Source organism: Mycetohabitans sp. B3, from assembly GCF_021498065.1.
Classification (GTDB): domain Bacteria; phylum Pseudomonadota; class Gammaproteobacteria; order Burkholderiales; family Burkholderiaceae; genus Mycetohabitans.
The window spans coordinates 1-221 of sequence record NZ_JAHLKN010000105.1 but is presented as its reverse complement, the minus strand read 5'-3'; the positions used below and the strand labels follow the sequence as shown (position 1 = coordinate 221).

The 221-nt window shown below is 62.9% G+C and carries 1 protein-coding gene; it reads left to right on the top strand.

Annotated elements, in window-relative coordinates:
- On the top strand, positions 1-221 hold a 221-nt coding region (locus tag KQH55_RS17180), incomplete at both ends, for a transposase (protein WP_373566410.1).

Sequence of the window (221 nt, the reverse complement as noted above, 5' to 3'; positions counted from 1 at the left end):
GTGCCGGGCTTGAGCGGTTCGCCGCGCAAACGCCCGGGCAAACTGCATGCGGACAAGGGCTACGACTTTGTCCGCTGCCGACGCTATTTGAAACAACGCGCAATCACTGCACGTATCGCCCGGCGCGGCGTAGAAAAGCACGAGCGGCTTGGACGGCATCGCTGGGTAGTCGAGCGCACGCACGCCTGGTTTGCCGGTTTTGGTAAGCTGCGCATCCGCTT